The following is a 13616-nucleotide window of genomic DNA, read 5'->3' as shown; positions in this document are numbered from 1 at the left end:
AGGGGGCGTCGCGGCGGCCGGGTACACCACGTCGGTCGGGCGCGTCACGGAGCTCCGGTGGGTCGCCGCGGTCCGGGTTGTCCGTCATCGGAACATCCCCTCGACCGGGATCAACGGGCGCTCGTCCAGGGCGGCCTGCTCGGCGGCCTTCACCGCCTCCACCCGGTTGACGCCCAGCGGCATCGACTCGATCTTGGTGTGCAGCGTGAGGATGGCGTGCATGAGCATCTCCGGGCGCGGTGGGCAGCCGGGCAGGTAGATGTCGACGGGCACGATGTGGTCGACGCCCTGGACGATCGCGTAGTTGTTGAACATCCCGCCGGACGACGCGCACACGCCCATCGCCAGCACCCACTTGGGCTCGGCCATCTGGTCGTATACCTGGCGCAGCACCGGGGCCATCTTCTGACTCACCCGGCCCGCGACGATCATCAGGTCCGCCTGGCGCGGCGAGGCGCGGAACACCTCCGTGCCGAAACGCGCCAGGTCGTAGCGGCCGCCACTGGTGGCCATCATCTCGATCGCGCAGCACGCCAGCCCGAACGTGGCCGGCCACAGCGACCCCTTGCGGAAGTATCCGGCGAGCTGCTCGACCGTGGTCAGCAGGAACCCGGCCGGCACCTTCTCCTCGAGTCCCATGGCCGTGCTCCTCTCCTGTATCTCGCGTGCTTCCGCGCGTGTCGCGGACGCTGCCGGCTAGTCCCAGCTCAGCCCGCCGCGGCGCCACTCGTAGGCGTAGGCGACGGAGACGTTGACGACGAACAGGGCCATCGCGGCCAGGCCGAACAGGCCCAGTTCGTCGAAGTAGACGGCCCACGGGTACAGGAAGAGGATCTCGATGCCGAAGATGATGAAGAGCATCGCGGTGAGGTAGTACTTCACCGGGAAACGGCCGCCGCCCGCCGGCTGCGGGGTGGGCTGGATGCCGCACTCGTAGGCCTCGACCTTGGCCCGGTTGAAGCGGCTCGGCCCCGCCAGTGACGAGACGAACGACGAGAACACGGCGAACGCGACGGCCAGGCCCCCGAGGACCAGAATGGGCACATACTCGTTCACGTCGGTGTCACTCCCTCGCGCCTGGTCGAGGGCGTGCCTGTGGGCACACCTCTCCTGCAACCGCAGGGGGTCCGGGCGGCCTGTCGTGGTGGGTTCTCCAGGGCCCCGTCTCCCCGGTGATCCGGTTCTCACCGGTCACTGACTGTGACTCTACTCACATAGCTTCGACGGGTGTCGGCACTTCGGGCAGACCGCGTGTCAGGGGTGCGGTCGGGACCCGGTGAGGAGGCCGTTGACCGTGTCGCGCAGCGTCAGTGGGTCGATCGGGTGGGCGACGGAGGCGTCCGCGCGGGACCAGTCCGCGAGCCAGCGGTCGTCGGCACGGCCGATCAGGACGAGGATCGGCGGGCAGTTGTCGAGCTCGTCGCGCAGCTGCTTGGCCAGGCCCAGGCCGCCGGTGGGGGCGGCCTCGCCGTCGAGGATCGCCAGATCGACCCCGCCGGCGTCCAGGTGGGCGATCGCGGCCGGGGAGGTGGCCACCTCGACGTGGTCCAGTCGCGGCAGATCCGGGTGCGGGCGCGTGCCCAGGGCGGAGATGACGCGGCCGCGGGTACTGGCGTCGTTGCTGTAGACGAGCACGCGAAGCGCGACGTCCGGGGCCGTGGTCTCCGTCACGGTCGTAATGCTACCGAGGTGGGCGCGCGCCGGAGCCGGGTTGCGGGTCGGGAGGGCGTGCAACTCGGCCGGGCTCGCACCCGGGCCCGTACCACCATCTCAACGACTTGTTGACAATGAGGCGTTGATGCCCCAACGTGGGTGTATGGATTCCAGGGGCGAGACGGACGAGGCCACGACGGTGGAGGTGGCGCGGCAGCAGCTGCTCGACGCGGGGGCTGACGCGCTGCCGCGACAACCGTGGCAGCCGCACCGGGCGGCGCCCGACGACGTGACGCTGCTGCGCTTCGCAGTCCGCCACGCCAATTCCGCGGTGGGCCAGGCCTCACATGACGACATCCGCGCCGCGCTCGCCCTGATCGAGACCGCACGTGAGGATCTGGACGCCCTCGAGTCCGCGCTGATCCTCATCGCACGCGCAGAAGGGCTGACCTGGCCGGACATCGCGCGCCAGCTGCGGGTCCGCACACCACAGGCCGCGCAGCAGCGGTTCCGTCGGGTGAGCGATCGGGCGAACGAGGTGGGCGGGTGACGGGCGCAGCCGACTTCCCGGTTTTGCACGCCGTCAGGCTCGGAGGATTCAGTTCCTCGGCCCAGGTCGGCGAGCGGGCGATGCTCCCCGGGCCGACCGCCGAGGAGGCCCTTCGCGGACTGGAGCGTCAGGGCCTGGTCGAGTTCGTGGAGTTCGCCGGATCCGGCGGTTGGGTCCTCACCGAGCAGGGCCGTGGGCGCGACGCGGCGCTGCACGCCGACGAGATGTCGGTGCCCGGAGTGCGTCAGCTCGTCGAGGAGGGCGCGGCGGAATTCGAGCGGGTCAATCCCCGGATGGTGCGCACGGTCACCGAATGGCAGCTGGCGACGCCCGCCGGCCGGGTCGCGGCGCGGGGCCGCACGGTCGCAGAACTCGACGAGCTCTACCTGGAACTCGACGAGCTGATTGTCCGGCTCGTACCCGCGGTGCCGCGGTACGGGCGCTATCCCCGGCAGTTCGGGGCCGCCGCCGCGCGGGCCCGGGACGGCATCGACGACGCGATCGCCGGCGTCGGCACCCTGTCGTGCCACACGGTCTGGGCCGAACTCCACCAGGATTTCGTGTCCGGGCTGGGGCGGGAGCGCCGGTGAGCTCTGCCGTGGTCGACCTCGATGCCGCCTGCGGCCCGGAGGTCGGGGGTAAGGCGGCGCCGCTGGCGGAACTGCTGCGTGCCGGGTTCGACGTCCCGCCCGGATTCGTGGTCCCCGTGTCCGTCTTCCGGGACGCGGTCGCCGGTCTCGGCATCGCCGGGCCGACGCAGGAGGTCCGCGAGAAGCTCCTCGCCACCGCACTACCTCCCTCGGTCGACGGCGCCATCGCCCGCGCGCTTGACCGTCTCACCGGGCGATCGGCTTCGGGGTGCGTGGCGGTGCGCTCGTCGTCGTCATCGGAGGACACCGACCGGAGTTCGGCGGCGGGGCAGCACCACAGCGCGCTCGCCGTGCGGGGTCGCGTCGGGGTGCGCGACGCGATCCGGGCGTGCTGGGCGTCGACATGGAACGAGCGGGCCGTCGCCTACCGTGCGCGCGGGGCCCGCGGTGGCCGCGGCGGCCGCAGCGATGAGGGCGCCGGCGCGGACGCGGGGGAGATGGCCGTGCTGGTACAGGAGTGGGTCGACCCGCAGGTGTCCGGAGTGATGTTCACGTGGCCCGGGGTGACCGGCGGCTCGGGCGCGGTCACGGTGATCGAGGCGACGTGGGGGATCGGCGACGGGCTCGTCTCCGGGCGGGTGACCCCGGACTCCTGGACCGTCGACGGGGCCGGCGTGCGCGCTCGTCGGATCGGGGCGAAGGCCGAACGCGGTGATCGGGTCGGCGGGTGGATCGTCACCTCCCCGGTGCCCGCGGCGGACCGGGCCCGGCCGTGTCTCCGCGACGACGACGTGCGGACGCTGCACGGGCTCGGCGTCCGGATCTCGCAGGTGCTCGGTGGTCCGAGGGACGTGGAGTGGGCGCTCGAAGGCGACCGGAACCGGGTCCTCCAGGCGCGGCCGGTGACCGCGGAGTTGCCGGCCCCGGCGCCGCAGGCCCCGGAGCGGGATGTGCTGCGCGGGGTCGCCGGCGCGGCGGGGACGGCCACCGGACGTGTCCGTCACGTGCGGGGGCCGGCGGACTTTCGTCAGGTGAGGCCGGGGGACGTGCTCGTCTGCCGTGAGACCGATCCGGCGTGGACCCCGCTGTTCACCGTCGCGGCGGCGGTCATCACGGAGACGGGCGGGGTGCTCTCGCACGCGGCGATCGTGGCGCGGGAGGTGGGGATCCCGGCGGTGCTCGGGGTGGAGGCGGCGACGGCCCGACTCGCGGCGGACGCAGTGGTCCACGTCGATGGCGGTACAGGGGCGATCACGCTGGTGGGCCGGAAATGAGAGACGCGGCCCGGGCTCGAGAGCTCCGGGCCGCGTCTGCGGCGGAGGATAGGGGATTTGAACCCCTGAGGGGCTATAAACCCCAACCCGCGTTCCAGGCGAGCGCCATAGGCCACTAGGCGAATCCTCCGTGGAGCACTTTACCCAGCCCGGTTAATCGGAGGCAAACCACGGCACGGCGGGCGTGGCGCGGGCGGCGCGTGGATGGCGGACGGGGCGCGTCGCGGGATGGGTCATGTGCGGGCTCGGGGGTCGCACCGCTAGACTCGTCCACGGACCCCGCGCGGCGTCCATCCTGTGAACTCCCCCAGGGCCGGAAGGCAGCAAGGGTCAGCGGGCTCTGGCGGGTGCGCGGGGTCCCCTTATATCTAGAGGGCACCACCATCACCCCAGTTGCCGAACCCGACGGAGGCCACCGTGGCGCTGTCCGATCTCTCCACCGCCGATCTCGCTCAGCTCGAGTCGCAACTGTTCTCGGAGTTTGACGCGCTGGCGGCCACAGGGCTGAGTCTGGATCTGACGCGCGGTAAGCCCTCGCCCGAGCAGCTCGATCTGTCCGAGCGCCTGCTCTCCCTGCCCGGCGAGGGCGACCACATGGCCGGTGGGACCGATGTGCGCAACTACGGCGGCGGTGCGGGTCTGCCCGAGTTGCGGTCGATCTTCGCCGAGCTGCTGGGCGTGGATGTGGACCGGGTGATCGCGCAGGACAACGCGAGCCTGTCGATCATGTACGACCTGCTGACGTTCGCCATGCTGTTCGGCACGCCCGACTCTCTCCGGCCCTGGAAGGACGAGCCGCAGCTGCGCTGGCTGTGCCCCGTTCCGGGTTACGACCGCCACTTCGGGATCACCGAGGCGCTGGGCATCGAGATGGTGCCGGTGCCGCTGGGCCCGACCGGTCCGGACATGGACGAGGTCGAGCGGCTCGTCGCGGAGGATCCGTCGATCAAGGGCATGTGGTGCGTGCCGATCTTCTCCAATCCCACGGGTGCGGTCTATGACGACCACACGGTCTCCCGCCTGGCCCGTATGGTCACCGCCGCCCCCGACTTCCGGGTGATCTGGGACAACGCCTACGTCGTCCACACGCTCACCAACGACTTCCCCAAGGTGCCGGACGTCGACACGATCGCCGCCGAGGCCGGGTACCCGAATCGCTTCCTGCAGGTCTGCTCGACCTCCAAGATCACCTTCGCCGGGGCGGGGGTGTCGTTCCTCTCCTCGTCCAGGGCGAACCTCGACTGGTACCTCGGCCACACCGGGATCCGGTCCATCGGCCCGAACAAGGTCAACCAGTTGGCGCACGCCCGGTTCTTCGGCGACGCCGACGGGGTTCGCGCGCACATGCTCAGGCACCGCGAGAGCGTCGCGCCGAAGTTCGAGGCCGCCGATGCCGCGCTGACCCGGCGGCTCGGTGAGTACGGCGTCGCGAGCTGGGTGATGCCCGAGGGTGGCTACTTCATCGACCTCGAGGTGGTCGACGGCGCCGCGACCGAGACCGTGCGCCTGGCCAAGGAGCTCGGCGTGGCCCTGACGCCCGCCGGGTCGGCCTACCCGTACGGCAACGATCCGGATGATCGCCACATCCGCCTGGCGCCGACCCTGCCGCCGCTGGTGGAGGTGGAGACCGCGATGGATGTCGTGGGGTTGTGCGTGCTGCTCGCCGCCTGCCGCGCTGCTGGCTGACCCGACAACCACGTCCTCCGGCGCGTGCAACAACCGGTCCGGCATCGTTACCGGTTCGGGGGCCAACTGTTGTCGGTGCGTCAGTTCGCGTGAGAGGTCGGCTCCCTCGGGGTGACCTGCGCATCTCCGGCCCGGTGATCTGGGACACGTTATAAAAATCAACCGTGCCGGGACTGACGGGTGTCTGCGGTCTTGACGTGCGATAACTCCGCGGGGCCCGATTGTTGATCGGTCGTCAATAGGGTGAAGGCCTTGAACCCCTCGGGGCGGTCTGGTTGTATCAAACTCGTCCGAGCCGCACGGGTCGGGTGCCGGAGTGCAGCTGAGGGGCTGCGAGGGGCCGGCGCCAATGATCCGGTTCGGGAACCGCGCCGCGGGGTCTGAGGGGGCCTATCGCCGCGCGAGGGACGTCGGGAGGGGCTGCGCATGCGCGGCCCCTCCGGTCATTTCCCCGCATGCCACGTCGGCCGCATGGCCCGGTCGCCGTCCCCATCGTGGTTGTCAGACCCCCTCGGTACCCTCTAGGCGTGGCTCTCTATCGGAAGTATCGTCCCGCCTCGTTCGCCGAGGTCGTGGGGCAGGAGCACGTCACCGATCCGCTCTCGGTGGCGTTGTCCTCCGGTCGTATCAACCACGCCTACCTGTTCTCCGGGCCGCGCGGCTGCGGCAAGACCTCGTCCGCGCGGATCCTCGCCCGCTCGCTCAACTGCGTCCAGGGGCCCACACCCGACCCGTGCGGTGAGTGCGATTCGTGCATCGCGCTCGCGCCCGGCGGCAACGGCACCCTGGATGTCACGGAGCTCGACGCGGCCAGCCACGGCGGCGTGGACGACACGCGCGACCTGCGGGAACGCGCGTTCTTCGCGCCGGCGTCCTCGCGGTACCGGGTGCTCATCATCGATGAGGCCCACATGGTCACCAACGCGGGTTTCAACGCGTTGCTCAAGATCGTGGAGGAGCCGCCGGAGCACCTCATCTTCATCTTCGCCACCACCGAGCCGGAGAAGGTCCTGCCGACCATCCGCTCGCGCACGCACCACTACCCGTTCCGGCTGCTCACGCCGTCGTCGATGCGCGGGCTGGTCGAGCGGATCAGCGAGCAGGAGGGCGTGAACGTCGACCCGACGGTGTTCCCGCTGGTCATCCGGGCCGGTGGAGGGTCGCCGCGAGACACCCTCAGCGTGCTGGACCAGCTGATGGCCGGCGCCGGGGACGAGGGAATCACCTACCCCCGGGCCGTCGCGCTGCTGGGCGCCACCGAGGTCGCGCTCATCGACGATTCCGTGGACGCGCTGGCGGCCGGGGACGGGGCCACGCTGTTCCGGACCGTCGACAAGGTGGTCGAGGCCGGACACGATCCGCGCCGGTTCGCGGCCGACCTTCTGCAGCGGCTGCGCGATCTGATCATGGTGCAGTCGGTGCCGCAGGCCATCGAGCGCGGGCTCGTCGACGCGCCTGTCGAGCAGGCGGACACGATGCGCCGCCAGGCCGAGAACATCGGGCCCGCCACGCTCGCCCGCTGTGCCGACATGGTGCACGAGGGGATGGCGTCGATGCGTGGGGCGACCTCGCCGCGGCTGTTGCTCGAGATCCTCTGCGCCAAGCTCTTGCTGCCGTCGGCGGATGATTCCGTGGCCGCGCTGCTCCAGCGAGTCGAGTCGCTCGAGGCTGGGCGGCCCGCCGTAGGGGGAGGTGCCCCGGCCGCCGCCGCGGGTGTCGGTGGTGGCGGAGGTTCCGCCCCGGGTGGGAGCGGGAGGCCTGACGACGACAACGCGGCCACGGCGCCCGCCGGTCACCCGCCCGTAGCGCAGTCCGCGGGGGCTGCGGCTCCCGCCGGAGGCCGGCCGAAGTTCGTCCGCCGGTCGCAGCAGCAGGCCGCCGATGCCGCGGCCGGCGCGGCTGCGGTGACCCCGCCGACGGCGGTGCCCACTCCCACTCCGCCAGCTCCTGTGCCGCCTGCCGCTCCGGTCGCGCAGGCGACCGAGCCCGCTCCGACCACGCAGAGTCCCGAGCCTGCTCCGGCTACGCAGAGCCCCGAGCCCGAGCCTGCCGCAGAGCAGGCGCCGGGCCAGGCGCAGGCGCCCCGGGCTCCTGAGTCGCAGGCTCCAGCCGCTCAGGCAGAGCCCCCACAGCCGTCCGCCGAGCCCCGGGGTCCCGAGCCCGCGGCCGAGCCGGCTGCCGCTCCGAACCCCGCGGCGCCGGTGGTTCCCGGCGAATCCGTGGCGCAGCAGCAGGCCGACCACCAGACTCCGCACGACGCATCCCCGGCGGCAGCGCCGGCTGAGGAGCAGTCCGATGCTTCGCAGGCCGAGCAGGGGGCCGCACCGCCGTCTGCTCCGACGGACGATCCGTGGCGCGAGCAGCCCGCTGCGGGGCAGTTCCCGGCAGAGCAGCAGGCCCGGCCACAGCAGCCTGAGACGCCCGAGCAGTCACCTCAGGCGGGCGCCGCTCCGCAGCCCGCCCCGCCCGCGGCACCTGCTACAGAACCGGCCCCGGCAGAGTCGGCTTCCGCTGCTCCCGCTGCTGCCGACGCGCGCACAGGCGCGGGTCTTGAGGCCGAGGACATCCGCCGTGCCTGGCCCGCCATCCGTGATGCCGTGCGTAAGCGGACCAGGACCGTCGAGGTCATGCTCGCCGGCGCGACCGTGGCCGCGGTCAACGGCCGGATGATCCACCTGGTCCACGACTACGCACCGTTGGCCAAGCGACTGGCGCAGCCGCACAACGCCACCGCCATCACCGACTCGATCACCGAGGTCGTGGGTGGCGAGTGGACCATCGAGTGCACCTCCGGCAGTGTTCCCGCAGGTGGCGCAGCCCCCGCCACCGATCAGCCGGCGGCCAGGGGAGGCGCGGCAGGCCCGGCCGGCGGGGCTTCCGGAGCGCCCCCGCAGACCGAACCCCGGGGCTGGGAGCGTCGACTCCAGGGACGTACCGAGGGCCGATCCGGTGGCGGGCAGAGCGGGTACGACGACATCCCGCCGCCGCCCGAGGAGCCCGAACCGGAACCCGGCGAACCGGACGCGCCGCCAGCGGCGCCGATCTCCGAGGACGAGATGGTCGACGAGGCCCGCAGCAGCGGCCCGCAGAATCTCGACCACCGGACCGGTGAGGACATCGCGCTGGCACTGCTCAAGGAGCACCTCGGGGCCCGCCCGATCGACCGCTGACCCACCCGCGGCGGCGCGGGCACGGCACTGTGTCCGATCGGACGGTTACGCTGGGTGCCGACCGACCGGGGCCGACCCCGGGCAGGAACAGGCAGAGCCCAGTACACCGCCGAAAGGACCCCAAGATGCAGCCCGGACCCGACATGAACGCACTCCTCCAGCAGGCCCAGCAGATGCAGGCCCAGCTCGCCGAGGCGCAGCAGGAGATCGCCGCGAGCACGGTCGACGGCCAGGCCGGCGGCGGTCTCGTCACCGTCTCCATGCGCGGCACGGGTGAGGTCACCGGCGTGGCGATCGACCCGAAGGTCGTTGACCCGGAGGATGTCGACACCTTGCAGGACCTTCTCGTCGGCGCGTTCGGCGACGCTCACGTCAAGGTCCAGCAGCTCGCCGAGACCCGCCTCGGCCCGCTGGCCTCCGGCGGCGGCCTCGGTGACATGATGGGCGGCCTCGGAATGTGAGCCCGCGGGGCCCGGAATGTTCCGGGCCCCGCAACCCGACGGTGTTCTCGCCGCCGGGACAGCAAGATCACGGGAAGCGCGATGTACGAAGGACCGGTTCAGAATCTGATCGACGAGTTCGGCAAGCTGCCGGGCATCGGTCCGAAGTCGGCACAACGCCTGGCGTTCCACCTGCTGCAGGCCGAGCCGGAGTCGGTCGAGCGCCTCCGTTCGGCACTCCAGGCCGTCGTCGAGGGCGTCACCTACTGCGAGATCTGCGGCACCGTCGCCGCCGCCGAACGCTGCCGCATCTGCTCCGACCCCCGCCGCGACCCCAGCCTCGTGTGCGTCGTCGAAGAGCCCAAGGACATCGAGGCCATCGAGCGGACGCGCGAGTTCCACGGGCTGTACCACGTCCTCGGCGGCGCACTCGATCCCATCAACGGAATCGGACCCAACGAGTTGCGGATCGCCGGACTGATGCGCCGCGTCGGCCAGGAGTTCGAGGGTGCCGAGATCGCCGAGATCATCATCGCGACAGACCCCAACACCACGGGCGAGGCGACCAGCACGTACCTCGCCCGGCTGCTGCGTCCGTTCCCCGATCTCGTGGTGTCCCGCCTGGCCTCCGGCCTACCGATGGGGGCGGACCTCGAGTTCGCCGACGAGCTCACCCTGGGCAGCGCGCTGTCCGGGCGGCGCATCCTCTCCGGAACCCCCGGCCAGGCCGTCGCCCGCGCGGGCGGTGTCCTCCAGCCCGAACAGATGGACACCCCGCCCCGGTCGCCGGTCGCGTCGTCGGCTGAGTCGTCGGCAGCTCCCGCGGAGGCATCCGAGGAGGATTCGGGGACCGGCCCGGACATCAGCTACCCGGGCCGGGCCCCGTCAGAGGTCGAACAGCCGGGCGGCGTTTCCGTGCCACACCGCCCGTAGCCAGTCCTCGCCCAGCCCGAGCCCGATCAGGGCCTCGAGTTGCTCGGCGTACGGGTACGGGATATTCGGGAAGTCCGTCCCCAGCAGGATTTTGTCACCCAGGTCCGCGAGCCGTCCGCGTTCCGCCGGAGGGAACGGCAGGGTCTCCTCGACGAAGTCGGTGAACGCCATGGTCGTGTCCAGGTAGACGTTCGGGTACTTCTCGGTCAGATCCAGGAACTCCGAGTACTCGCCCATCCCCATGTGGGCGATGATCAGCGGCAGCGTCGGGAACCTCTCGAGCACCGCGGCGATCGGCTCCGGCCCCGTGAACGTCCCCGGCACCGGGCCGCCGCCACAGTGGATGACCGTCGGCACCTGCGCCTCGGTCAGCTGCCCCCACACCGGGTCGAGCAGCGGATCGCGAGGGTCGTACTCGCCCACCTGGATGTGGGACTTGAACACCCTCGTGCCGGCGTCGATCGCGTCGCGGACGTAGTCCCCGGCACTCGGCTCGGGAAAGAACGTCGACGTGTGCAGGCAGTCGGGGTGGCGGGACGCGAACTCCGCCGACCACGAATTGAGCCACGCGCCCATCTCCGGCTTGTGCGGGTAGAGCATCGACGAGAACGCCAGCACCCCGTAGGAGCGCAAACGCTCGACACGCGCGTCCTCGGCCTCCCGGTAGGTGATCGGCCACGGGCGGCCGATCTTCGGCCCGGCGGCACTGAAGTAATCCCACACCTTGTCCATCACGTTCTTCGGCATGAAGTGCGTGTGGACGTCGATGATGCCCGGCAGGCCCAGCGGCTCCCACAGCGCGCGCACCTGCGCTGCCTCGACCGCGGGATCGGGAGGGGTCACGGTGCCGGTAAGGGATGCTGGGCCGTGGTGATCACACATGTTCCAGAGGGTAGGTCAGCGCGGCTCAGCGGCACCCGGGATCGGTCACCCGGAGCGTCCGCTCACCCCCGTCGTCGATTCGAGCCGGGGCGGGCCGGCAGATCACCGCCGGGCGGCCGCCATGCGCTCGCGACGCAACTGTTCCACGGCGGCGATGTCGACGGACGGCAGCGAGTCCACGCCCAGCGCCCGGCACAGAAGTAGATCCGCCAGCTCGGGGTTCCGGGCGAGCGCGGGGCCGTGCATGTAGGTCGCGATGATCGATCCCTGCACCACGCCCTCGACCCGCTGGCCGGCGCCACGGCCGGAGGCGGCACCGTCAACGTCGGAAGAGTCGGCCGGGATGCCGTTGCCGACGCCGGAAATGACGCGGCCGAGCGGCTTGGCTGAAGGGCCGAGGACGGTGGCGCCCATGTGGTTCTCGAAACCCGTCAACGGCTGCGACAGCCCGTCGAGCTGCGGCTCGACCGCCAGTTCGCCGATCGACCGGCTCGCCTGCGGCGACGTGGTGATGTCGAGCAAGCCGAGGCCGGGCGCGCGGGAGCCGTCCGAGACGACGAACCACTCGCCGAACACCTGCATCCCGGCGCAGATCGCAAGCACCGGAGCGCCACGCTCGACCGCACGCTGCAGGCCGGGCGACCCGGTCAGGTGCCGGGAGGCCAACTTCTGTGCAGAGTCCTCTCCGCCGCCGACCGTGTAGAGATCGCAGGAGTCGGGGACTTCGTCGTCGAGGGTGATCCGCACGATTTCGGCGTCGTAGCCCCGCCACCGCAGACGCTGGCGCAGGACGAGGGAGTTGCCGTCGTCGCCGTAGGTTCCCATGACATCCGGCAACACCAGCCCGATCCGTACCGTCGACTCGGTGGGCCGCTGCGAGGCGGGGGAGACGGTGTCGAGCGGGGAGACGGTGGATGGCGAGGGGGCCGCGCCGGCGTCAGCTCCGCGGGCTTCGGCCGGGCGGGGAATGCTCTGGTCGTCGGTCATCGCTGCTGCTCCTTCGCGTCAGAGGCGGCGGGGCCGAATCCCGCCGCGGCGATCGCCCGGCCCAGGTCACGGAACGCCGTGTAGTTGGCCAGCACCTCGACCCGGCCGGCCGGGCACCGCCGGATCGCGGCCAGAGGATCCGGTTCGAGCACGTGGTCGATCCCGGCGTACGTCAGCCGAACCGAGAGATCGGCGGCGCGCTCACCCGAGGCGTACACGGACACGCCCTCGAAACTCTCGAAGCGCACGTCCCACAGCCAGGACAAGTCCACGCCGTCGCCGGTCTGACCGTTCACCGCGATCACCAGACCGTCGGCGGAGGTGTCGATCATGCCGAGCGCCTCCTGCCAGCCGGCCGGATTCTTGGCCAACAGCAGGTGCGCGGCGCGCCCGTCCACGTCCACGGTCGAGTAGCGGCCCGCGACGTCGTCGACGCCCTCCACCGCCCGCACGGCGGCGGCCGGGTCCGCACCCATCGCCACCGCCGCGGCCACGGCCTGGGCCGCGTTGCCGCGATTGGCCCGCCCCGGGATCGCCAGACGCATCGGCGCCGAGAACCCGTCCGGCCCGTGGATGGCCTCGTCGTCGACCCACCAGTCCGGCTCCGGCCGCGCGAACTCGCGCCCGTCCGGCAGCGGCGCCGTCGACCGCCAGCGCACCGCGCCAGTCCCATCGACGGTGCGGGTGATCGGCTCGCCGGTCCGCGGGCAGCTCACCGAGTCGCCCGACCACGGAGCGCCAGCGGCCACCCACACCACCGACGGATTGTCGTAGGCGATCGAGGTGATCATCACGTCGTCGCAGTTCGCGACCAGCGTGGCCTGCGGCTGCGCCGCGACCCCGGCCCGCAGCCGCCGCTCGATCGAGTTGATCTCCCCGACCCGGTCCAGCTGGTCGCGGCTCAGGTTGAGCAGCACGATCGCCTCGGGACGCGTGTTCTCCGCGACCGCCGGCGTGTGCAACTCGTCGACCTCGATCGCCGCCAGTCGGGCAGTGCGGTCGGCGCTCAGTGCCGACACGATCCCGGCGTCCATGTTGTCGCCATTGGCGTTGGACGCCACCGGGCCGGTGGTGGCGAGCGCGGCGGTGAGCATTCTCGTCGTCGTCGACTTGCCGTTGGTCCCCGTGACCAGCGCCGACCGCCGCCCTGCGGCGAGCTGCGCCATGAGGCCCGGATCGAGCTTGAGCGCGACCAGGCCGCCGATCATCCCGCCCGACCCGCGGCCCGACACCCGCGACGCCCACGTCGCCAGCCGGCTCGCCGCGACGGCCGCCCGGCCGCGCGCGGTCAGCGCCGTGGGGGGCGCGTCGGACAAGGCCGGGCGGGGGTGCGCGCGGGAACTCATGCGACGAGTCTAGGCAGGCGCGGCCGACAGACGGATGACCATTCCACCGTGCCCGCCACCGGCAGTGATCAGCATCACTCTACGACCGGTCGTGGGAGGACTACA

At 71.7% G+C, this 13616-nt stretch carries 12 protein-coding genes, 1 tRNA gene, 1 other RNA gene and 1 pseudogene; 8 read left to right on the top strand and 7 right to left on the bottom strand.

Annotated elements, in window-relative coordinates; translation table 11 throughout:
* Positions 1–84: 84 nt before the first annotated feature.
* From ACWGLC_RS11910 to ACWGLC_RS11900, 3 genes are all read right to left on the bottom strand, one after another.
* Positions 85–639, bottom strand: a complete 555-nt coding sequence (locus tag ACWGLC_RS11910; RefSeq protein ID WP_230931110.1) for a NuoB/complex I 20 kDa subunit family protein — start codon at positions 637–639, stop codon at positions 85–87.
* A 57-nt stretch (positions 640–696) separates the two neighbouring features.
* Complete coding sequence (locus tag ACWGLC_RS11905) at positions 697–1056, bottom strand: NADH-quinone oxidoreductase subunit A (protein ID WP_230931109.1); 360 nt, start codon at positions 1054–1056, stop codon at positions 697–699.
* Between the two features lie 198 nt (positions 1057–1254).
* A complete protein-coding gene (locus tag ACWGLC_RS11900) occupies positions 1255–1671 on the bottom strand; it encodes a hypothetical protein (RefSeq protein ID WP_452100101.1) in 417 nt (138 codons plus the stop codon).
* Positions 1672–1816: 145 nt separating this feature from the next.
* Here ACWGLC_RS11900 and ACWGLC_RS11895 point away from each other — a divergent pair, with 145 nt between their 5' ends.
* From ACWGLC_RS11895 to ACWGLC_RS11885, 3 genes are read left to right on the top strand one after another with little or no spacing between them, the layout of a single operon-like run.
* Complete coding sequence (locus tag ACWGLC_RS11895) at positions 1817–2203, top strand: hypothetical protein (protein ID WP_452100100.1); 387 nt, start codon at positions 1817–1819, stop codon at positions 2201–2203.
* Positions 2200–2793: a hypothetical protein gene (locus tag ACWGLC_RS11890; RefSeq protein WP_452100099.1), complete on the top strand. Its 594-nt coding sequence runs from the start codon at positions 2200–2202 to the stop codon at positions 2791–2793. The genes ACWGLC_RS11895 and ACWGLC_RS11890 overlap by 4 nt, the downstream gene beginning before the upstream one ends.
* Positions 2790–4067, top strand: coding sequence for a PEP/pyruvate-binding domain-containing protein (locus tag ACWGLC_RS11885; RefSeq protein ID WP_452100098.1), 1278 nt, complete (start codon positions 2790–2792; stop codon positions 4065–4067). The genes ACWGLC_RS11890 and ACWGLC_RS11885 overlap by 4 nt, the downstream gene beginning before the upstream one ends.
* A gap of 42 nt (positions 4068–4109) precedes the next feature.
* On the opposite strand, the gene ACWGLC_RS11880 is transcribed toward ACWGLC_RS11885, so the two are convergent.
* A tRNA-Ser gene (locus ACWGLC_RS11880) sits at positions 4110–4197 on the bottom strand.
* Between the two features lie 141 nt (positions 4198–4338).
* Between ACWGLC_RS11880 and ffs the strand changes: the two genes are divergently transcribed.
* The 5 genes and pseudogenes from ffs to recR form a co-directional block, all read left to right on the top strand.
* Positions 4339–4433: signal recognition particle sRNA small type (gene ffs / locus ACWGLC_RS11875), an RNA gene on the top strand.
* 51 nt (positions 4434–4484) lie between these two features.
* The gene (locus ACWGLC_RS11870) at positions 4485–5753 is read left to right on the top strand and encodes an aminotransferase class I/II-fold pyridoxal phosphate-dependent enzyme (protein WP_452100121.1); all 1269 of its coding nucleotides are present in this window, start codon (positions 4485–4487) and stop codon (positions 5751–5753) included.
* Positions 5754–6280: 527 nt separating this feature from the next.
* Entirely contained in the window at positions 6281–8923 is a 2643-nt protein-coding gene (locus ACWGLC_RS11865) for a DNA polymerase III subunit gamma and tau (protein WP_452100097.1), read from the top strand.
* A gap of 125 nt (positions 8924–9048) precedes the next feature.
* Positions 9049–9384, top strand: coding sequence for a YbaB/EbfC family nucleoid-associated protein (locus ACWGLC_RS11860; protein ID WP_344992187.1), 336 nt, complete (start codon positions 9049–9051; stop codon positions 9382–9384).
* Between the two features lie 81 nt (positions 9385–9465).
* Positions 9466–10071, top strand: a pseudogene (recR, locus tag ACWGLC_RS11855) (recombination mediator RecR); the annotation flags it as partial.
* A gap of 177 nt (positions 10072–10248) precedes the next feature.
* On the opposite strand, the gene ACWGLC_RS11850 reads toward recR, so the two are convergent.
* The 3 genes from ACWGLC_RS11850 to ACWGLC_RS11840 form a co-directional block, all read right to left on the bottom strand.
* On the bottom strand, positions 10249–11178 hold the full coding sequence (locus ACWGLC_RS11850) for an amidohydrolase family protein (protein WP_452100096.1): 930 nt from the start codon (positions 11176–11178) through the stop codon (positions 10249–10251).
* A 102-nt stretch (positions 11179–11280) separates the two neighbouring features.
* On the bottom strand, positions 11281–12165 hold the full coding sequence (locus ACWGLC_RS11845; RefSeq protein ID WP_452100095.1) for a type 1 glutamine amidotransferase: 885 nt from the start codon (positions 12163–12165) through the stop codon (positions 11281–11283).
* Positions 12162–13511 carry a MurT ligase domain-containing protein gene (locus tag ACWGLC_RS11840; protein ID WP_452100094.1) on the bottom strand — a complete coding sequence of 450 codons (1350 nt, stop codon included), beginning with the start codon at positions 13509–13511 and terminating at the stop codon, positions 12162–12164. The genes ACWGLC_RS11845 and ACWGLC_RS11840 overlap by 4 nt, the downstream gene beginning before the upstream one ends.
* Positions 13512–13616 lie beyond the last annotated feature (105 nt).

This window comes from Dietzia sp. NPDC055877 (assembly GCF_053615975.1).
Note: the sequence above shows the minus strand (reverse complement) of the source record. Positions and strands in the feature narration are given on the sequence as shown.

Excerpts from the sequence above, each read along its gene's own strand:
- ACWGLC_RS11910 (WP_230931110.1), bottom strand. The coding sequence starts at position 639 with ATGGGACTCGAGGAGAAGGTGCCGGCCGGGTTCCTGCTGACCACGGTC.
- ACWGLC_RS11895 (WP_452100100.1), top strand. The coding sequence starts at position 1,817 with ATGGATTCCAGGGGCGAGACGGACGAGGCCACGACGGTGGAGGTGGCG.
- ACWGLC_RS11860 (WP_344992187.1), top strand. The coding sequence starts at position 9,049 with ATGCAGCCCGGACCCGACATGAACGCACTCCTCCAGCAGGCCCAGCAG.
- ACWGLC_RS11850 (WP_452100096.1), bottom strand. The coding sequence starts at position 11,178 with ATGTGTGATCACCACGGCCCAGCATCCCTTACCGGCACCGTGACCCCT.
- ACWGLC_RS11845 (WP_452100095.1), bottom strand. The coding sequence starts at position 12,165 with ATGACCGACGACCAGAGCATTCCCCGCCCGGCCGAAGCCCGCGGAGCT.
- ACWGLC_RS11840 (WP_452100094.1), bottom strand. The coding sequence starts at position 13,511 with ATGAGTTCCCGCGCGCACCCCCGCCCGGCCTTGTCCGACGCGCCCCCC.